The sequence below is a fragment of the Moritella yayanosii genome (genome assembly GCF_900465055.1).
Taxonomy (GTDB): Bacteria; Pseudomonadota; Gammaproteobacteria; order Enterobacterales; family Moritellaceae; genus Moritella; species Moritella yayanosii.
Genome location: NZ_LS483250.1, coordinates 1056612 through 1075835, shown reverse-complemented (window position 1 = coordinate 1075835; position 19224 = coordinate 1056612). Strand labels below are relative to the sequence as shown.

Here is a 19224-nt window from a genome sequence, read left to right as displayed (position 1 = left end):
ATATAATGAGGTCTATATTTTTTACTTCTATTATTTGATTACGCGCTAGTTTGATTAAATTCAAGATACATAACAGCAGCTTCAACACGTGAACTTGCTTCTAGTTTCTTTAATAAACTCTTAACGTGAACCTTCACTGTACCTTCTGAAATATGTAGATTACTTGCAACATGTTTGTTGCTATAGCCTTTTGAAATTTCAAGTAAAATTTGGTTTTCACGTTTAGTTAGCTTCGCTAGCTTTTCTTCAAAATTGTTATCTTCATGTAGGCAATCTAAATAACCAACGAGACTTTCTGAAAGTGCTTGTTGCCCAGATAATACATCTTGTAATTGCTTTAGTAGCACATCAGGTTCTGAATCTTTCAATAAGTAGCCATCTGCGCCCGCATTGATTAATTTTATCACGTCTTGTTTGTTATCAGAAACCGTTAAAATAACAACGCGAGAGCTTAACTCTTCTGCGCGAAGTGCTTTTAAGGTATCTAAGCCTGACATACCTTTCATGTTTAAATCGAGTAATACAAGGTCTGGTTCATGTTGTTTGGCAAGCGTGATCGCTTCAACGCCATCGCTGGCTTCACCAATCACATTAAATTTTTCTTCTAATGTAAGCAGTTGAACGATCCCTTTACGCATTAGCGGATGATCATCAACAACTAAAATTGTGTAACTATTGTCAAGCATGTTTGTTTTTCCTATCGAAGGTAAGTAATACCAAGGTGCCTTTTATTATATTGTTTTTAATTTCTAGCTTAGCACCTAGTTTTGAAGCGCGTTCACCCATTATAGTTAAGCCATAATGGTTGGATTTAGTTGGATCGGCAGGTATGCCGTCACCATCATCCGAAATAGATACTTCAATAGTACCATTTTTATTCGTGCCACAGTCAATCATTATTTCGTTTGAATTCGCATGTTTGATGGAATTTAGTACAGCTTCTCTAATTATTTGTAATATATGTATGTGTTGGTTGGGTTTAAATAAATGTTCTTCTAATTCGTAGATTAGATGAATTTTTGATTTTGTGCGTTGGCGTAGTTGTGCGAGCATGATTGAAATGGCTTCAGAAAGGTTCGCATCATCAAGTGCCAAACGAAATGTATTTAATAATTCTCTCAGTTGTGTATAAGATATTCTTAGGTTGACATCGATTTCTTCCACAATTTCATTCGTGGTTGGCGTTACTTCTTGATTTTTTAAATGATGCTTCAATAAGGTAACTTGTATTTTTAAGTATGAAAGGGCTTGTGCGAGTGAGTCGTGTAATTCACGGGCAATAACGGCGCGTTCTTCCATCAATAATGAGCGTTGTGCTTCTAAATTACTTTGAGAACGATGCTGTGCTAGCGAAATAATACGACAATAACTGCGTAAGTGTTCTTGATCATTGGCTTCACGTTTTAGCACGGTTAACGTACCAAAGGATTGTTCTTCGAGTTCTAATTTTAAATCGATTGTTTGCTCACCGTTATCGGCACCCGCATTGAGATAAATTGTCTCAACTTCTGAGCCCGTTAGTATAAGATTATAAAAACTAAGGCCATTAAGCTCTGAGACACTCTGCAATGTTTGCTCGAGCATGTCTGCATTGAGGTGAGTAACATGTAATTTTTGCGATGTTGTATATAAAAAATTAATTTTATCTTTTGCTTCTTTCAACTGCTTTGTTTTAGCATCTACCTGTTGTTCTAGCGTACTGTATAGTTGGTTTAAATCATTAGCCATATGCGAAATGTTACTCGCTAATGATCCTATTTCATTTTCATAAAAAAAATCAAACGAGACATCAAACTCACCTTTCCTAATACGATTAGATGCAGCAAATATCTGTTGTAATGGTTTTAATACCTGCACTTGCATCAAACGAATCGTAATTATGCAGACCGCAAAAATTAGACCGATACCCAGTCCTTTAATAAGGGTGATAATTTTAACTTTATATTCAGAGTGGTTTTGTAGGTTTTGGACAAAGGTATCAATTTTGGATACAAATTCATCAACATACAGTAAAAATTGCTTAGGATTATCACTATAGAGAATGTCTGATTGTTTTTGCCATTGGGTCTCAACTATCATAAATTCTTGTTTTAATTTGGAAGTGATATCCCAATTATCGACAATATTGTTTTTAATATGTGCAAGGGATTGATTAAAAGTATCAATATGACCCTGACGCATTGCTTCAGAGTCATTACGGGACAAATTATAAGCAATTTGATAGCTTTGCATTCTTAATGCACCCGCTTTATTGATCGATGATGCATCTGAAAGGCTGAGTGATAACGCCACTAAGGAAATAAAGGTTAGCATTGAGGCCAGCGCTAATATACTAAACATACCACGGCCGATTAAAATAATAATAGACTGATGGGAAGGGATTATATTTTTTATCATAGAGTTTTTTCTATTTGATTAATTAAGCCGTGAATAGGTCTATAATTTACAGGGCAATTTAATTTCGATCAATGATTTATCATTTTCCACTACAATTACTTTGGCCTATTCCTTTAAGTTTACTAAAAAATAGTTTAAGTTTAGCAACCATAAAAATTAATATTAATCAAACTCCGATCCTTAACGATCTAAATTTATAAAATTAAATATGATCTTAAGGACTCATAGCATTTTAAATTGCTATAAGGGTTTAATCAGAAATGATTAGGCCTCCCGTATTTGGAAAGGTGTTTATGCAACTTCAAGATCAGTTTTCGCGTAAATTTTATTATTTACGCTTATCAATTACAGACGTCTGTAATTTCAAATGTAACTACTGCCTACCGGATGGTTATAAAGCCGAAGGCAAACCTGAATTTCTAGAGCGTAATGAATTACGACGTATCGTGACAGGGTTTGCTGAAATGGGTACTGAAAAGGTCCGCATTACTGGTGGTGAACCCTCGTTAAGAAAAGACTTCACGGATATAATTTCGGACATCGCCGCGATCCCAAAAATCAATAAAGTGGCGACAACCACAAATGGATTTAGTCTTGAAAAGCACGCTCAAGAATGGCGTGATGCAGGATTGGATGCGTTAAATATCAGTATTGATAGCCTTGATCCGCGTATGTTTCGTCAAATTACCGGTAAAAATATGTTCCATAAAGTCATGGCTGGCCTTGACGCGGCTTTTACTGCCGGCTTTGAAACCGTTAAAGTTAACACCGTATTAATGCGCAATTTGAATGATATTGAACTGGAGGACTTTTTGAATTGGATCAAAACGAAACCAATTCAATTACGCTTTATTGAACTTATGCAAACGGGTGATAATCAGGCATTATTTGATAAACACCACGTATCTGGTGTCAGTATTCGTGATAAATTAAAGCGGCAAGGTTGGGTCAGTAAAGTCAGAGGCAAGGCGGACGGTCCTGCACAAGTATTCGTTCATCCAGATTATGTTGGCGAAATAGGCTTAATTATGCCGTACGAAAAAGATTTTTGTTCAACTTGTAATCGTTTACGCGTTTCGACTAAAGGGCGGTTACATTTATGTCTGTTTGGTGAAGAAGGTGTTGAATTACGCGACTTACTACAAGAAGACAGTCAACAACCAGCACTGATTGCGCGGGTGATTGAACATATGTCGGATAAGAAGTCGACTCATTTTCTTCAGCAAGGTATTACTGCAAACACTCCTCATCTTGCGTCTATTGGTGGCTAAAAAACCGAAAATATACAAAATCATCCTTTCTTTATCTCTTTCTTAATTTTTAAAATATAGCGTAATACAAGCTTACGCTATATTTAATCCCCATAATAAAGGCGAATATGGCAACGGTTAGCTATAATCTTAAGCATTTATTGACTTAAATTGTCTTAAGTTGCCTTAAATATGTCTGTAATTATTGATCTAAATTAAGTTTTGTTCATCTTACCCACTAGTGAGTATTTTAGACTGGCGTTATTTGTATCATCATGAATTCGATATCTTTATAGAATGATGTGCGCCTTAATTTTTTCACATTAGAAAAGTTATTTTTATAAGGTAGTGTTGATGAGTATTAACCTTGCACGACGTGCGTTATTTCGTCGTAAAGAACAAGACAATGTTGTACGTCTACCTTGGTTAAAAGCAGACTTAGACTTTACAGATAAGTGCACGCGCTGTGGTGATTGCCAGACAGCTTGCCCAGAACAGATAATCATCTTGGGCGACGGCGGATTTCCTGAAATTGATTTTAGCGTATCAGAATGCAGTTTCTGTAAAGAATGCGTAAATCATTGTAAAGAAGATTTATTTGATTTAACCCAAACACAAGCATGGCCAAATAAAGCCGTTGTTTCAAATAGTTGCTTAAATATTGGGTCTGTATATTGCAGAAGTTGTGCGGAATCATGCGAATCCGAAGCTTTAGCATTTAATTTTACTACTACAACGTTTGTGAGTCCTGATGTTGTATTAGATGATTGTAACGGTTGTGGTGCGTGCGTATCGAGTTGCCCTGTAAATGCAATTACAGTGAGCGCTAACCGTTAAATCGAGTTATTAGGAATATGTTTATAATAATTATAAGGTCATAAAATGGCAGAACAAGAAGTTCATATATCGAGTTTAATTATTCACGTAAAACCAGAATATTTGGAAATCGTGAAAAGTAAAATCGCAGCGATCCCAGATGCTGAAATTTACGGTGATAGTGAAAAGGGAAAAATTATCACTGTATTAGAAACCACTAATCAGAAATTTGTTACCGATATTATTGATAAAATTAATAATTTCGAACATGTCTTAAGTACTTCTCTTGTTTTTCATCAAATTGAAACTATTGATCCATCATGTGAGGATGATCTATGAAATTAACCAGACGTGCATTTGTTAAAGCAAATGCTGCAGTCGCTGCGGCTGCAGTCGCTGGCGTTACTCTGCCTACTAGCGCAACTAATTTGATTGCAAGTAGTGATGAAACAAAAATAAAATGGGACAAAGCCCCATGTCGTTTCTGCGGTACCGGTTGTTCTGTATTAGTCGGTACACAAGGTGGTCGAGTTGTTGCGACACAGGGGGATCCGGAGTCACCCGTTAACAAAGGTCTTAACTGTGTTAAAGGTTATTTCTTGTCTAAAATCATGTACGGTAAAGATCGTTTAACAACACCGTTACTTCGTATGAGAGATGGTAAATTTGCTAAAGATGGTGAATTTACGCCAATTTCATGGGATCAAGCTTTTGATATCATGGCAGAGAAGTGGAAAGCATCGTTAAAAGCAAATGGCCCTGAATCTGTTGGTATGTTCGGTTCAGGTCAATGGACCGTAATGGAAGGCTATGCCGCGGTTAAATTAATGAAAGCTGGCTTCCGTTCAAATAACATTGATCCAAATGCGCGTCACTGTATGGCTTCTGCTGTGGGCGGTTTCATGCGTACCTTTGGTATTGATGAGCCAATGGGTTGTTATGATGATTTCGAACATGCCGATTCGTTTGTACTTTGGGGTTCAAACATGGCGGAAATGCATCCAATTCTTTGGACGCGTATTACAGACCATCGTTTAAGTAATCCTCACGTACGTGTAAATGTACTTTCTACTTACAAGCATCGTTCTTTTGAACTTGCAGATGAAGGCATTATCTTCCATCCGCAATCTGATCTTGCTATGGCTAACTTCATTGCTAACTACATTATCCAAAATGATGCCGTGAACTGGGATTTTGTCAATAAGCATACTCACTTTAAGCGTACTGCAACTGATATCGGTTATGGTCTACGTGATGATCATCCGCTCCAGAAAAAAGCGAAAAACCCTAACTCGGGTAAATTGTCGGCAATGACTTTTGAAGAGTATAAAGCGTCTGTTGCTGAGTATACCGTTGAAAAAACATCTGAAATATCAGGTGTGCCGGTTGAGAAACTGATTACGCTTGCTAAGCAATACGCCGATCCAAACATTAAAGTAATGTCATTATGGACGATGGGGATGAATCAACATACGCGTGGTGTATGGATGAACAGCCTTGTTTATAACATCCATTTACTTGTTGGTAAGATCTCACAACCGGGTAATGGTCCATTCTCACTAACCGGTCAGCCATCAGCGTGTGGTACTGCGCGTGAAGTGGGTACATTCTCACACCGTCTGCCTGCAGATATGGTGGTTAAAAATCCTAAGCATCGTGCTATAGCAGAAAAAATATGGAAATTACCCGAAGGCACTATTCCTGCAAAACCGGGTCTACATGCCATTGCACAAGGCCGCGCACTTAAAGATGGTACGTTAAATGCGTACTGGACTATGTGTAATAACAACATGCAAGCTGCGCCGAATATGATGGAAGAAGGGTTACCGGGTTACCGTAATCCAGCTAACTTCATTGTTTGTTCAGACCCGTACCCAACCGTTACTGCGCAAGCATCTGATCTTATTTTACCTACCGCTATGTGGGTAGAGAAAGAGGGCGCTTATGGCAATGCGGAACGTCGTACCCAAGTTTGGTATCAACAAGTTAAGTCTATTGAAGGTGCTAAATCGGATTTATGGCAGTTAATGGAATTCTCTAAACGCTTTAAGATTGAAGAAGTTTGGGGTGAAGATCTATTAGCTAAAATGCCAGAGCATCGTGGCAAGACTATGTACGATGTACTTTATCGTAATGGTAATGTTGATGCCTTCCCAATAAGTGAAGCGCAAGAGTTAAATGATGATGCACATGACCAAGGCTTCTATGTACAAAAAGGCCTGTTTGAAGAATACGCAACATTTGGCCGTGGTCATGGCCATGATTTAGCCCCTTATGATGTTTACCATACTGTACGTGGTTTACGTTGGCCTGTGGTTAACGGTGTTGAAACCAAATGGCGCTTTATTGAAGGCAGTGATCCATATGTTGGCAAAGGTAAAGGCTTTGAGTTCTATGGTAAAGCAGATGGTAAAGCAAATATTATCTTTGCCCCTTATGAAGCGCCACCAGAAATGCCAAATGAAGAATATGATATGTGGTTATGTACCGGTCGTGTTTTAGAGCATTGGCATTCGGGTTCGATGACGGCACGAGTTCCAGAGCTTTACCGTGCCATGCCTGATGCGCTTTGTTACATCCACCCTGATGACGCGAAGAAACGTAATGTTCGTCGTGGTGATGAAGTTCTGATTGAATCTGTTCGTGGTGAAGTGCGTTGTCGTGTGGAAACACGTGGCCGTAACCGTCCACCGGTAGGCTTAGTATTTGTTCCTTGGTTTGATGCGCGAGTATTAATCAACAAGGTATGTCTAGATGCTACCGATCCGTTATCAAAACAAACGGATTATAAAAAATGTGCAGTTAAAATTTCCAAAGTGTAATCACCCGCTGCATATTTTTAATTAACTATTTTGCCAGCAGTCATGCTGGCAAATAACAGATTTATTTGCCAATAGGCGGAGAACATAATATGAGAAAATTATTGGCTGTGCTGCTAACTGCGGGGATTTTATTCTCTGTATCGGCACAAAGCACCGAAACGACGAAAATTGAAAATGTAAACAACGGTGGTGTTGCATCACTGCGTGGTATTACTGAGTTAGATGTCACACGTAAAGCGGATGAGTTAAAACGCGTGATCAAAGATCGTAGCCCAATCGATCGTGATTACGTGTATCAACCGCCACTTATTCCGCATCAAACACGTCATTATGAAGTGTCTTTAAATGCGAACAAATGTCTGTCATGTCATAGCTGGAAATACGCGGGTGAAATGGGCGCGACTAAGATCAGTGTCACGCATTATCAATCACGTGAAGGCGAAGTATTATCAGACGTTTCACCACGTCGTTACTTCTGCTTGCAATGCCATGTGACACAAGCCGACGCATCACCGTTAATCGGAAATGATTTTAAACGTGTAGATTCATTGCGTTGATTTATCTAAAATGAAAGTAGCCGAAACGAAAAAGAGGCGATAAAATGAAACTGATTTTAAATTTTTGGCGTAAATTAACGACACCAAGTAAAGCAGCTGTTGGTACTGTCCTCGCTATGGGCTTTCTCGGCGGTATTATTTTCTGGGGTGCCTTTAACATGGGTATGGAAGCGACCAACACAGAAGAATTCTGTTCTGCTTGTCACGCACCAATTGTTAAAGAGCTAAGAGAAACAATTCACTACTCGAATCGCTCAGGTGTACGTGCAATCTGTTCTGATTGTCACGTACCACATAACTGGACCGACAAAATCATACGTAAAGTACAAGCGAGTAATGAAATTGTGGCATTCTTGATGGGAACAATTTCAACTCAAGAAAAATTTGAAGCACGTCGTAAACATTTAGCTGTGCGCGAATGGCAACGAATGAAAGAAAATGATTCACAAGAATGTCGTAATTGTCATAACTTTGAATACATGGATTTCTCTGAGCAAGGCCCACGGAGTAGAAAACAACATTCTACCGCATTAGCAAGTGGTGAAAAAACCTGTGTTGATTGCCATAAAGGTATTGCCCATCAACTGCCAGATATGTCTGATGTACCTGGTTGGTAGATAGAAAAAAGGAAGCACAATTATGAGTACGTTAGAATACGTTATTTGGCATATCTTAGGTTACACGGCAATACCGGTTATTTTACTCGCTGGTTTTGCTGCCGTGGCAGGATTTTCGGTATGGGCATTGTCGCTCACTGCAGATAAAGATAAATAATACACACGTTATCTAGATGAATAAAGTGAAGGCCGCATTTTGTAATGCGGCCTTTTTTGTTCTCCCGTGATGGCCTTGAGATAGGTTTCATATCCTTGTATTATAGCAGGTACAAGATCCCGTTTATTATCGATAAAATAAAGCATTGAATGAAAAATAAAAATGTATCAATTGGTTTAACCAATCCTAAAAGTCCTACTAATGTCGGTGCGGTAATGCGTGCCGCTGGTTGTTATCAAGCAGATGCGGTTTATTATACCGGGCTAAGATATGATCGCGCATCTGCCTTTCAAACCGACACTCAAAATATCGCCGCTAAAACGCCATTAACAGGTGTTGATAATTGGCTCGATAGTATTCCAGAATCAACCAATATTGTTTGCGTTGAATTAGCGGAAGGCGCAATCCCGTTACCAGCGTTTGAGCATCCTGATAATGTTATTTATATCTTTGGTCCTGAAGACGGCACAATAGATCAAAAAGTAATTGATCGTGCATCAGCGGTTGTTTATGTACCGACAGTGGGTTGCATGAACCTTGCAGCGACTGTGAATGTACTTTTATACGATCGTCTTGCCAAATCTGTAGATACCATCGCCAATGATGCATTGATTCGAGACAGTCGCGACAATAACAATAAAGTAAAAGTGACTGTAAGTAGTAAATAATAAATAATAAATAATAAATAGTAAGACGTGTGATAGTCATTTTCAGCGTTGAGCTTGTTTAATTAACATGACTGAATTGAAAAGGAAAAATAATGAGCCATGCTGAATCAGCGTTTAAAGCCGCAAAACTCGCGGTATTAACCGTATCCGATACCCGTAATGAAGAAACAGATACTTCAGGGCGCTTTCTTGCAGAAGCACTTGTTGCCGATGGTCATATTTTGATGGATAAAAAGATCGTCATTGATGATAAATATAAGATCCGCGCGATCGTCTCTCAGTGGATTGCTGACGAAAATATCCAAGGCGTGTTAATTACCGGTGGCACTGGTTTTACTGCACGAGACATGACACCAGAAGCCGTACAGCCGTTATTTGATAAAGCAATCGAAGGTTTTGGTGAATTATTCCGTGCAGTTTCATACGATGAAATCGGAACATCGACAATTCAAAGCCGCGCAGTGGGTGGTTTTGCCAATAAAACCGTTATTTTCTGTATGCCTGGATCAACGGGTGCATGTAAAACAGGTTGGAATAAGATCTTACGTGAGCAGTTAAATAATGCTCATCGTCCATATAATTTTATGCCACATATTTAAGTAATAGGAATTCTAATGTCTCAACAATTTACTCATGTAAATGCTTCTGGTGAAGCAAATATGGTTGATGTTACTGAAAAAGAAGTAACGCAACGTGAAGCAAGAGCGGAAGCGATTGTGCGTATGTCGGCAGAAACACTCGCGCTGATCATGTCGGGTGATCACCACAAAGGTGACGTATTTGCCACTGCGCGTATTGCTGGCATTCAAGCCGCGAAGAAAACCGCTGATATTATCCCGCTTTGTCATCCGCTTATGCTGACTAAAGTGACAGTCGAATTAACACCAGAGCCAGAAAATAACCTTGTACGCATCGAAACCTGTTGTAAACTTTCGGGTAAGACCGGCGTAGAAATGGAAGCGTTAACAGCGGCATCAGTAGCCGCATTAACCATTTATGATATGTGTAAAGCGGTTCAAAAAGACATCATCATTGATGGTATTAAGCTACTTGAGAAGACCGGTGGCAAGTCAGGTCATTTTAAAGTTTAGATTGCGTAAGGTATTGTCATGATTAAAGTATTATTTTTTGCACAAATTAGAGAATTGGTTGAATGCGCAGAATTAGAAGTGACTGGCCAGTTTGAGTCTGTGAATGCATTACGTGCTGAATTAGCAGGTAAAGGCGGGAAGTGGGCGCTGGCGCTTGATTCTGATAAATTGCTGGTGGCGATTGACCAAGAAATTTGTAGTTTAGACTCGCCACTTAACGACGGTGTCGAGGTGGCATTTTTCCCACCCGTTACTGGAGGTTAAATGAATACAGATACCATTCAAATCCAAACTGAAGATTTTGATTTAGCGACTGAATATGCGGCGTTAGGTAAAAGCCACAGCACTGGTGCAATCGTTACTTTTATCGGTAAGGTACGCGATTTTAACCAGGGAGATAGCGTATCAGGCTTAACGCTTGAACATTATCCCGGCATGACTGAAAAGTCACTGGCTAAGATTTTGATTGAAGCTGAAACACGTTGGTCAATTCAAGGTGTTAAAGTGATCCATCGTATTGGTGAATTGGCGTTAGGTGAGCAGATTGTTTTCGTTGGTGTGGCCAGTATGCACCGTGGTGATGCTTTTCAAGCATGCGAGTTCATTATGGACTATTTAAAGACTCAAGCACCATTCTGGAAAAAAGAAGCAACCCAAGCGGGTTCTCATTGGGTAGATGCCCGAGAAACGGATACGACAGCAGCCGACCGTTGGAAGTAATTGCTGAATAGCTGCAATGCTCCTGCAGACACTGTTTTTGTAAACAATGGTTTGTAAACTATATTGTTGTTAATAAGCAAAGGCCCTATTAAATTAACCCCGTGAGGTTGTTTAATAGGGCCTTACTATTTTTAAATAATAATAGTTAAGCTAAGTTTTATTTTTGTTTTGGTGCCGCTACATTACCTTTACGGTGTAACTTCGCACTTGTTTTACGATGTTTACCTTTGCTTGCTTTTTTCGTTGGCGCCGTTGTTTTTGGCTTGTGTTCAACTTTTTCTTCACCAACGGCTTTGTTACGACGCGGTTGACGACGTTCATGCGAAGCACGGCCACTGATATCAGCAATCAAACGATCACGGTTACTTACTTCATAACCTTTAACTACTTGACGTTCAATCTTATAACCGATCATCGCTTCGATGTCAGCCAGACCATGTTCTTCTTCACGACATACAAATGATACTGCATTACCCGTTTCACCAGCGCGGCCTGTACGACCGATACGGTGAATATAATCTTCAGCTAGGAATGGTAAATCAAAGTTAACGACATGCTTAAGACCTTGAACATCTAGACCACGTGCAGCAACATCTGTTGCTACTAGTGCACGGATTTTACCTTCTTTAAATTCAGTTAATGCACGACGACGTGCGCCTTGACCTTTATCACCGTGACAAACGTCAGCTTTAATACCATCAAGTTTTAATTCCTTAACGATGTTATTAGCCGCTTCTTTGGTGTTAACAAAAACCAATACCTGTTTCCAGTTTTTAGTGCCAATTAATTCAGATAAAAGCTCTTGTTTACGGCGTTGTTCAACAGGATGAATTACGTGTTTAATGGTTGACGCTGTCGAGTTTTCTTTTGAAGCAGAAACGATCACTGGGCTAGTCAGTAATTCATTTGCTAGGTGCTTCATTTGTTGAGACAACGTTGCCGAGAACAGCATTGTTTGGAAATTATTCGATATAGACTCTAAGATCTTACGGATATCGGTGATGAAGCCCATATCTAGCATACGATCGGCTTCGTCTAATACTAAGTGTTCAACGTTAGCAAGGTTAGTATTGTTAAGTTGTAGGTGTTCTAATAAACGCCCAGGTGTAGCAACTAAAACATCAACCCCTTGTTTAAGCTGTTTAGTTTGCGTTTCCATTTTAACGCCGCCGTATACACTCACTACGTTAAGTGACATGAATTGGCTGTACGCTTGAACGTTCTCTGTTACTTGCGCTGCAAGCTCTCGGGTTGGTACTAAGATTAATGCGCGTACGCTGCCTGAGTGGATGTCTTTTGGCGTATCTGCGATTTGTTGCAAGATAGGTAAAGCAAACGCGGCTGTTTTACCAGTACCTGTTTGTGCGTTCGCTAGAATATCTTTACCACGACCAGCGGCTGGAATAGCTTGCTGTTGTACAGGCGTCATTTGGTCATAATTACAAGCATCTAGCGCACGTAAAATTTCGGGAGTAAAACTATATGATGAAAATTTCATTGGATATCCTAGCAACTGGGCAATATGCCTCATTAAGGCGGCATATTATACAGGAATAAGTAACTTAGGTGAATGTATCATTTACGTTAGCGGATAAATAAATCAGACTTAATTTATTTATCCGCTAAGTATTTAAACATGCTTGAGCTAGGATAGCACTGTTGATATGCTATAATCTGCCGCTTATATTAGCATCATAGGTTTTATAATGAGTAATGAGCAAACGTTTAAACTAGTATCAATTGAAGGTAATATCGGTGTTGGTAAATCAACATTGCTGCCTTTGTTGGCTAAAGAATTAACAGAATATGATAACGCTGACTGGCAGTTAATATTAGAAGATGTTGATTCAGACCCTGAATTTCAACGCTTATTACAAGCGTTTACGGTGGATCCTGCACGCCGCATTGAATTTCAGCGCTATATTACCAACAAAAGATCTGATATTTGTAAAGATTTGGATCCTGCGTTTAATTACATTATTGAGCGTTCATTATTCTCTGATCTGGTATTCTGCCAAGCGAATCTAGCAGAAGCTTGCCGCCCTGATGGCAAAGATCTTGATTATTATTACGATATCCAGACTAAACTAGTCGATTACCCGCGTGTATCGGCTGTTGTATATCTACGTTGTGACGCTGAAACGGCTTATATGCGTATGCTTTCACGCGCTCGTGATGCCGAACAAGGTACGCCACGTGAATATCTGCAATTAATTTCTGATTGCCATGATACATTTTTACCACACATTTGCCGTAAATATGACACAGTGCTACTGACTGAAGATTGGACCGAGTTTGGTTGCCCAAAGGCCTTAGCTAAGCGCATTATTAGCGAAGGCCTTTAGTTAATATACCCAAACTACTTCAAGATGCTATATCAGAGGTTTACTGATTGTACTGCTCGAAGTAGCTTGGGTATATACAATGGTGTTGTAAATACCACGTCATTGTTTTTTGATACTAATTAGACTAATCTGTTACTCATCATTTTCCTTTACATGGAAAGTACGATTCTATATTTGAACTGTGCTAAGTTAAGGCCTCAGTTAGTGAAATTACCAGTTCTGTTCGCATTGATGCTATTGTTATATTCTTCTGTTTTTTCTCCTTCTGCGTTTGCTGTCTCAATGGTTGATTTCGAAATTAAAGGTGTCTCCGGTGCTATCGAAGATAATGTTAATTCGTATTTGTCGACTATATCTACACCCAAAGGTAATAACTACAGTTATTTTGAATCTAAAGTCCGAAAAAATATCATTGAATCTATCCAGGTATTCGGTTTTTATCAGTCAGAAACGACGGTTAACCTGACGTTAGATGATGATGAACTGATTGTATTTATCGACATCAATCTTGGTGACAGAATTAAACTTAGAAAGGTTAATATTAGGATTAACGGTGAAGCGGGTCATGATCCTGCTTTTTTAGATCTGCTTAGTACTGTGCCGCTTAAGTCAGGTGTTTATTTATCGCATCAAGATTATGACCAATTCAAAGCTGGAATTACAAAATTAGCATTAGCACGGGGCTACTTTGACGGTAAGTGGGCGCAAAGTGAAGTACGTGTTAGTATTCAGAAGAATAGTGCGGATGTCGATCTTATTTTCGACAGTAAGCAACGATATGTATTTGGTGATTCGGTTTTATCTAATCAAACCAAGTCTGAGACTGTCGTTACTGAATTAGCAACCTTTAAGTTAGGGCAAGCCTATGAGTCGAATTTAGTTGCTGAGTATAGTTTAGCGTTATTCAACAGTCGTTATTTTCAGTCGGCCTCTGTGGTGCCTGATATTAACGCCAGAAAAGAGGGTAAAGTCCCAATCGTGATCACTGTGATTAACCATCCCAGCAATACCTATGAGATTGGTGTCGGTTATTTGAGTGATGTCGGCTTCAGAGGCACGTTAGGCTGGAAAAAACCTTGGATCAACAATCGCGGTGACAGTGTTTCGGCAGAATTTGAGTATTCGACAGTACAGCAAGAATTTACCTTTAACTATGCTATTCCCATTGAAGATCCAATCACTAACATCGCTAAAATCCAATTTGGTTATCAACGTAAAGATAATGAAGATACCGAAAGTAAACTGTTTACGTTACAGTTACAGCGTCAATTTGAACTAGAATCAAAATGGTTACGTACTTGGTTTATTAAAGTTGAACAAGAAGATTTTATCCAAGCTAGCCAAGTTGGTAGTAATATTATGGTGCTACCAGGGGTTAGTTTTGCGCGAACAAAACAACGCGGTGGTGTCGATCCGTATTGGGGTAATCAACAGCTCTTAAATTTAGAAGTCGCCAGTCGTTATTGGGGCGCAGACATTAATATGGCTAAAATACAAAGTAGAACAAAGTATTTACGCTCTCTTGATCGAACCCACTTTTTTACTACGCGAGTGGATCTTGGTGCTATCTATGTCGATGAAATTGAAAGTGTGCCTGCTTCGATGCGTTTTTTTGCTGGTGGTAGCCAGAGTATCCGTGGTTATCAATATGAAACTGTTACGCCTGTTGATGCGGCAGATGCCTATATCGGTGGTCGATATCTAATGGTGGGTTCGTTTGAGTACGGTTATCAGTTTGCTGATAAGTGGCGAATTGGCCTTTTTGTCGATGCAGGTACTTCAACCAATGACTTTTCTGAACCTATTAGTATTGGTGTAGGTACGGGTATTCGTTGGATGACACCGATCGGCCCTGTTAAAGTTGATTTTGCGGTGCCGGTTAATTCTGATACGGATACTAAGTATACTTTTCACTTGTATATTGGACCTGAATTGTAATGCGTTTTCTTCAAATCACGTTAGTCTTACTGATTTTCATGCTGGGCAGCATTACCGCGTTGCTTGGTAGCCATGCCGGTAACCAATACCTTATTGAGAAACTGAATAACGCAGGGTTACCATTGCATCTTGAACTTGATAACGGCACTGTATTTAGTCAAGCGCGCTGGACAAAAATAGACTGGCAAGGCGATTTACTTCAGCTCTCAATTGTAGATTTAGATTACGATATCGATTTATCTTGTTTATTCGGTGGTGAGCTTTGTGTCAATTCGCTTAATGCTGCTGCTGTCAGCTATTCGATGGCCCTTGAGAAAGAACGCGGCGTACTTTTAGGCCTAGATTTAGGTGATGCCTTAACACGTATTGCTGAACTTGATGATAACATTACCAATAATGGCTGGCAGCTAGACATTCCGATTTTCATTCGTGTTGCCAATATCGATATTCATAATATAAATGTTGTTATCGCAAATACAAAAATAACCGCCGATCGGCTTGAAGGTGCGGTGAATTTGTCAGGACGAGATATTTCGGTTACCCAAGTTAAAACGACAAATGTATTTGTTCAAGTGCTGACGGCAGAAAAAAGCAACGCGCTAGCAAGCACTGAACAAGCTATCGCTCGGGTTGAAATTAATAAACAATTAGATGCTGTGTCAGCATTATTAAATGAATTTGAGCTGTATCAGGTCTCAATTCCATTACGTGTCGATGTGCATGACGCTGAATTGATTCAATCTAAACTTCAGATTAACGACTTATTTCTTGATTTTAATGCAATCGAGTTAATCGGTTTTATTGATGCCGGTGAGGTGAACATTGAAAAACTTGTCGTTGATATGCCCCAGGCTGATACCAGCATAAAAGGAAATATTGTCTTACAGCAAGGTTATCCTTTGTATGTAAATGCCCGCACGACATTCAAACAGCCCGAGTTATTAAATCACCTTGTCATTGACGTAAAAGCGGGCGGCAGCCTTGATAAAATCGACTTTTCGATCAAGACCTCCGGACCGTTCAATACCCACATAGACGTCTCATTAGCGCCATTACAGCCTGCTTTACCGTTTACGATCCAGGCTAATTGGCAGCATTTAAGCTGGCCATTACGGTCACCTGCTTATATAGAGACAAAAGACGGTTCGTTATCATTACAAGGCGATTTAGATGATTATAATATCGTTATTTCCGGATCACTCGACATTGATAATACACCGTTAATTAATCTTGATGCCGAGGGTAAGGGCAGTTTACAAGGCTTATTTTTTTCTACCATAAACGCTCAGACTTTGGGTGGGATTGTCGTTGCTTCAGCACAGATAGATTGGGTTGATGGTATTAGGGTTAGCAGTGAGATAGCAACGACAGGCGTACAATTAGATAAATACTGGCCAGAAGTAAAACTCCGGCCCAGTGGTGATGCGAAAGTCGATTTTAAACTCGCATTAGATAATGATTGGCGCGTAGATATACATGATATTAATATTGCTGCGGATATAGGCGATTATCCATTAACGTTACAAGGGCAACTCACGTTAAATCAAGATCTTTATTGGCATTTGAATGGTTTATCTCTTTCCCATGGTGACGATTCTATTCGACTCGACGGTATCATCAATGAGCAATTTAAGTTAGGCGGAGAAGTCGATGTAAAATCATTAACGCCCTATCTTGCTGGAAGTAAAGGCAGTGCGTTTGGTTATTTTACTGTTATTGGTCATAAATCTAAACCTTGGCTAAATTTCGATTTGTTCGCAGATCATGTGTCGTTGGAAAATAATAAATTATTACGCGCTGATCTAAATGGTCGAATCAGTTTGACGGAACGTCCAGAGGGCGTGATCTCACTGTTGGGTGAAGAATTGCACATTGGTGAGCAACTGATTAGTAAGGTCGCAGTCGATTATAAAGCCGACAATGGTAATAATAGTATTAGTTTAAATATTGAAAATGAAAAAAACAACGCGGTATTGAAGGTGACTGGCTCTTGGCTGGGAGAGGTTTGGCGAGGCAAAGTGACGAAAGGACGTATTAACTCTGAATACGGAAATTGGATAGTTGATCCCAATGTCGAACTTTCGTTCTCTGATAAAGATTATTACCTTTTTGTTGATCAGCATTGTTGGAATGAAAAAGAAGCAAAATTCTGTTTAGGTTTTGACGGTAAACTCGAAGATGCAGATAAGTTTGAGTTCCAATTACATGACTATGATATTAATAAACTGGGTTTAGAAACCGCCAATAACCTTGAAATTGAAGGTTTACTGAATATTGTTAGTCAAGTGACTTGGGGTAAAGGACAACCGTTACAGCTCAACTCGGAAGTGAGTATCACTGATGGCTCGGCACTTATTTATAATGAAGAAGAAAGTAGTACCGCAAATTTTGACATCCTAACAATGCAGATTCGATTAGACGAGTCTAGTGTAAGCGTAAAAACTAATATTCAATCTCGTGAGCTGGGTGGGATGACAAGTTATATTCGTATCGATGATCTCTTTGATAGCCGAGAATTGAGTGGTGATATAAACATCACTGACATTGATCTAGCATTTATTGAACCGTTGATCTATCAGGTTGATGTACTTAATGGTGTAGTTTCTGGTGCCGGTATCATTGGTGGTACATTAGATAAGCCTGAGGTTATTGGCCAGTTTAATGTCAATAATGGCTATTTAGCGGGTGACGAATTACCTGTTACATTGGAAAATTTTCAATTCAGTATCGAATCCAGTGGTAAACGAGCTAGTATTACAGGTAGCGCTAATTCAGGTAAAGGGTTAGCAAAGATCATGGGTAGCCTTACGTGGGGGGACGAATTCTACTACCGAATGTTGTTACACGGTGACAATTTAGAATTTGACGATAATAAGGGGTTAAAGCTTCATTTTAGCCCTGAAATTATAGTTGAAGGTGATGATAAGGGGGCGAAAGTAACAGGCGATATTGTCATTCCGTATGCGTTAATTAAAGTTGAAAAATTACCGCTAAGTGCGATTCAGGTTTCTAATGATGTCATTATTATTGATTCAGATGATTTTATGGTAAAACAAACTTACCCACTTGAGGTTCAAGTGAATATCAAACTGTTAGATAACGTTAAAATTGATTCTTTTGGGTTAGAATCTAACATCACTGGTGCTGTAAGTATTGTGCTTGACGAAGATGGAAATTTTTTTTCTGATGGTATGTTGCAGTTTGAAAACGGTCGTTACCGCTCGTTTGGACAAGATCTTTATATTCGTAAAGGTCAGGTTGTTTTCTCAGGCTCGGTTGAAAACCCGTATATTAATGTTGAAGCAATACGCAATACAGAGCTCACTGAAGATAATGTGATTGTTGGTATTCGCTTAATTGGGCCAGTAAAGAAACCTGTTTTCACTCTATTTTCAGAACCGGACATGCAGCAGACAAGAATGATCTCGTATTTATTGCGTGGTCGCGATATAAACTCGAAAGACGAAACCAGTCAGGATGTTGTTATCACCACCATGCTTGTAGGCTCCAGTCTAGGTCAAGGTAAAGACGTTATCGGTTTTTTAGGTGATACATTAGGTGTTAAAGACTTTGCTATTGATACGCGAGGACAGGGCGATGATACTCGGGTTGAGGTGAGTGGTTATGTACTACCAGGTGTTCAGATCCGTTATGGCATTGGTTTATTTTCTGCTTTGAGTGAAGTTGTTGTACGGTACGAGATCATACCCAAGCTGTATATAGAGTTAGTGACTGGTATCGATAGTGCGGTCGATTTATATTACAAGTTTAATCGTTGATATTAATCTTCAAAAAACAGGTAAAATAATACCCAAGTTACTTCAATATGCGGATTATGTATCTTGA

General features: G+C 39.3%; 18 protein-coding genes and 1 riboswitch. Of the genes, 15 read left to right on the top strand and 3 right to left on the bottom strand.

From position 1 onward, the window contains the following. Positions 1-38: 38 nt before the first annotated feature. Complete coding sequence (narL, locus tag MORIYA_RS04800) at positions 39-686, bottom strand: two-component system response regulator NarL (protein ID WP_112713149.1); 648 nt, start codon at positions 684-686, stop codon at positions 39-41. Next, complete coding sequence (locus tag MORIYA_RS04795; RefSeq protein WP_112713147.1) at positions 679-2397, bottom strand: histidine kinase; 1719 nt, start codon at positions 2395-2397, stop codon at positions 679-681. The genes narL and MORIYA_RS04795 overlap by 8 nt, the downstream gene beginning before the upstream one ends. Before the next feature lie 159 nt (positions 2398-2556). Then, positions 2557-2703, top strand: a riboswitch (molybdenum cofactor riboswitch). Here MORIYA_RS04795 and moaA point away from each other — a divergent pair. From moaA to moaE, 12 genes are all read left to right on the top strand, one after another. Further along, complete coding sequence (gene moaA, locus MORIYA_RS04790; protein ID WP_112713145.1) at positions 2691-3668, top strand: GTP 3',8-cyclase MoaA; 978 nt, start codon at positions 2691-2693, stop codon at positions 3666-3668. It overlaps the preceding riboswitch by 13 nt. A gap of 333 nt (positions 3669-4001) precedes the next feature. After that, on the top strand, positions 4002-4484 hold the full coding sequence (napF, locus tag MORIYA_RS04785) for a ferredoxin-type protein NapF (protein WP_112713143.1): 483 nt from the start codon (positions 4002-4004) through the stop codon (positions 4482-4484). Between the two features lie 45 nt (positions 4485-4529). After that, a complete protein-coding gene (locus tag MORIYA_RS04780) occupies positions 4530-4802 on the top strand; it encodes a chaperone NapD (protein ID WP_112713141.1) in 273 nt (90 codons plus the stop codon). Beyond that, on the top strand, positions 4799-7285 hold the full coding sequence (napA, locus tag MORIYA_RS04775; protein ID WP_112713139.1) for a periplasmic nitrate reductase subunit alpha: 2487 nt from the start codon (positions 4799-4801) through the stop codon (positions 7283-7285). The genes MORIYA_RS04780 and napA overlap by 4 nt, the downstream gene beginning before the upstream one ends. Before the next feature lie 89 nt (positions 7286-7374). Next, on the top strand, positions 7375-7842 hold the full coding sequence (locus MORIYA_RS04770; RefSeq protein ID WP_112713137.1) for a nitrate reductase cytochrome c-type subunit: 468 nt from the start codon (positions 7375-7377) through the stop codon (positions 7840-7842). A 44-nt stretch (positions 7843-7886) separates the two neighbouring features. Next, complete coding sequence (locus MORIYA_RS04765) at positions 7887-8459, top strand: NapC/NirT family cytochrome c (RefSeq protein WP_112713135.1); 573 nt, start codon at positions 7887-7889, stop codon at positions 8457-8459. A gap of 22 nt (positions 8460-8481) precedes the next feature. Next, positions 8482-8616 carry a TIGR02808 family protein gene (locus tag MORIYA_RS04760; RefSeq protein ID WP_112713133.1) on the top strand — a complete coding sequence of 45 codons (135 nt, stop codon included), beginning with the start codon at positions 8482-8484 and terminating at the stop codon, positions 8614-8616. Between the two features lie 149 nt (positions 8617-8765). After that, entirely contained in the window at positions 8766-9284 is a 519-nt protein-coding gene (locus MORIYA_RS04755; RefSeq protein WP_112713131.1) for an RNA methyltransferase, read from the top strand. A 92-nt stretch (positions 9285-9376) separates the two neighbouring features. Further along, the gene (gene moaB / locus MORIYA_RS04750; protein ID WP_112713129.1) at positions 9377-9883 is read left to right on the top strand and encodes a molybdenum cofactor biosynthesis protein B; all 507 of its coding nucleotides are present in this window, start codon (positions 9377-9379) and stop codon (positions 9881-9883) included. Between the two features lie 15 nt (positions 9884-9898). After that, entirely contained in the window at positions 9899-10375 is a 477-nt protein-coding gene (gene moaC, locus MORIYA_RS04745) for a cyclic pyranopterin monophosphate synthase MoaC (protein WP_112713127.1), read from the top strand. Positions 10376-10393: 18 nt separating this feature from the next. Then, positions 10394-10639 (top strand): molybdopterin synthase sulfur carrier subunit, encoded by a 246-nt coding sequence (gene moaD, locus MORIYA_RS04740; protein ID WP_043994418.1) that lies wholly within the window; start codon positions 10394-10396, stop codon positions 10637-10639. Beyond that, entirely contained in the window at positions 10640-11095 is a 456-nt protein-coding gene (gene moaE, locus MORIYA_RS04735; protein WP_112713125.1) for a molybdopterin synthase catalytic subunit MoaE, read from the top strand. Between the two features lie 157 nt (positions 11096-11252). On the opposite strand, the gene MORIYA_RS04730 is transcribed toward moaE, so the two are convergent. Continuing rightward, positions 11253-12593, bottom strand: a complete 1341-nt coding sequence (locus MORIYA_RS04730; RefSeq protein WP_112713123.1) for a DEAD/DEAH box helicase — start codon at positions 12591-12593, stop codon at positions 11253-11255. Positions 12594-12801: 208 nt separating this feature from the next. On the opposite strand from MORIYA_RS04730, the gene MORIYA_RS04725 reads away from it, so the two are divergent. The 3 genes from MORIYA_RS04725 to tamB all read left to right on the top strand — a co-directional run bounded on the left by MORIYA_RS04725 (position 12802) and on the right by tamB (position 19157). Then, positions 12802-13440, top strand: a complete 639-nt coding sequence (locus MORIYA_RS04725; RefSeq protein ID WP_112713121.1) for a deoxynucleoside kinase — start codon at positions 12802-12804, stop codon at positions 13438-13440. 204 nt (positions 13441-13644) lie between these two features. Next, positions 13645-15378: an autotransporter assembly complex protein TamA gene (locus tag MORIYA_RS04720; RefSeq protein ID WP_112713119.1), complete on the top strand. Its 1734-nt coding sequence runs from the start codon at positions 13645-13647 to the stop codon at positions 15376-15378. Then, positions 15378-19157, top strand: a complete 3780-nt coding sequence (gene tamB / locus MORIYA_RS04715; protein ID WP_112713117.1) for an autotransporter assembly complex protein TamB — start codon at positions 15378-15380, stop codon at positions 19155-19157. The genes MORIYA_RS04720 and tamB overlap by 1 nt, the downstream gene beginning before the upstream one ends. Positions 19158-19224: the final 67 nt, after the last annotated feature.

Bases quoted from the DNA above. Each gene is read 5' to 3' on its own strand.
- narL (WP_112713149.1), bottom strand. From the start codon at position 686: ATGCTTGACAATAGTTACACAATTTTAGTTGTTGATGATCATCCGCTA.
- MORIYA_RS04795 (WP_112713147.1), bottom strand. From the start codon at position 2,397: ATGATAAAAAATATAATCCCTTCCCATCAGTCTATTATTATTTTAATC.
- moaA (WP_112713145.1), top strand. From the start codon at position 2,691: ATGCAACTTCAAGATCAGTTTTCGCGTAAATTTTATTATTTACGCTTA.
- napF (WP_112713143.1), top strand. From the start codon at position 4,002: ATGAGTATTAACCTTGCACGACGTGCGTTATTTCGTCGTAAAGAACAA.
- MORIYA_RS04780 (WP_112713141.1), top strand. From the start codon at position 4,530: ATGGCAGAACAAGAAGTTCATATATCGAGTTTAATTATTCACGTAAAA.
- napA (WP_112713139.1), top strand. From the start codon at position 4,799: ATGAAATTAACCAGACGTGCATTTGTTAAAGCAAATGCTGCAGTCGCT.
- MORIYA_RS04770 (WP_112713137.1), top strand. From the start codon at position 7,375: ATGAGAAAATTATTGGCTGTGCTGCTAACTGCGGGGATTTTATTCTCT.
- MORIYA_RS04765 (WP_112713135.1), top strand. From the start codon at position 7,887: ATGAAACTGATTTTAAATTTTTGGCGTAAATTAACGACACCAAGTAAA.
- MORIYA_RS04760 (WP_112713133.1), top strand. From the start codon at position 8,482: ATGAGTACGTTAGAATACGTTATTTGGCATATCTTAGGTTACACGGCA.
- MORIYA_RS04755 (WP_112713131.1), top strand. From the start codon at position 8,766: ATGAAAAATAAAAATGTATCAATTGGTTTAACCAATCCTAAAAGTCCT.
- moaB (WP_112713129.1), top strand. From the start codon at position 9,377: ATGAGCCATGCTGAATCAGCGTTTAAAGCCGCAAAACTCGCGGTATTA.
- moaC (WP_112713127.1), top strand. From the start codon at position 9,899: ATGTCTCAACAATTTACTCATGTAAATGCTTCTGGTGAAGCAAATATG.
- moaD (WP_043994418.1), top strand. From the start codon at position 10,394: ATGATTAAAGTATTATTTTTTGCACAAATTAGAGAATTGGTTGAATGC.
- moaE (WP_112713125.1), top strand. From the start codon at position 10,640: ATGAATACAGATACCATTCAAATCCAAACTGAAGATTTTGATTTAGCG.
- MORIYA_RS04730 (WP_112713123.1), bottom strand. From the start codon at position 12,593: ATGAAATTTTCATCATATAGTTTTACTCCCGAAATTTTACGTGCGCTA.
- MORIYA_RS04725 (WP_112713121.1), top strand. From the start codon at position 12,802: ATGAGTAATGAGCAAACGTTTAAACTAGTATCAATTGAAGGTAATATC.
- tamB (WP_112713117.1), top strand. From the start codon at position 15,378: ATGCGTTTTCTTCAAATCACGTTAGTCTTACTGATTTTCATGCTGGGC.